Source organism: Bacillus sp. GbtcB10 (assembly GCF_019091365.1).
Taxonomy (GTDB): Bacteria; Bacillota; Bacilli; order Bacillales; family Bacillaceae; genus Bacillus; species Bacillus altitudinis.
The window spans coordinates 1-271 of sequence record NZ_JAGXJP010000148.1 but is presented as its reverse complement, the minus strand read 5'-3'; the positions used below and the strand labels follow the sequence as shown (position 1 = coordinate 271).

General features: G+C 43.9%; 1 protein-coding gene. It reads right to left on the bottom strand.

What is annotated here, in order from left to right; all coding sequences use genetic code 11:
- Positions 1-126: NFACT family protein (locus KVT11_RS19920; RefSeq protein WP_217609153.1), on the bottom strand; the 126-nt coding region annotated here is incomplete at its 3' end.
- Positions 127-271 lie beyond the last annotated feature (145 nt).

Here is a 271-nt window from a genome sequence, read left to right as displayed (position 1 = left end):
GTTAGCGCGGATATGGAATATCACATCGTGCTTAAAAGGCTGATGGACTCTCGTGATCCGGCCTCCGGCGATCCGGCTGTTTAATTCATGTGTCATTCCGTATGTAAACATGCCATCAAAAGACATATAAAACACCCTTTCCTTCTTCCTGCATTCGATAATTATAGCATGAAAAGGGACGAGTCAGAATAAGCTTGTTTACAGAGTGACATCTCTAAAGCGAGGCAGGGGAGTGGACGAGAAGAATGAAGTTTCATGAAATGGGACAAAC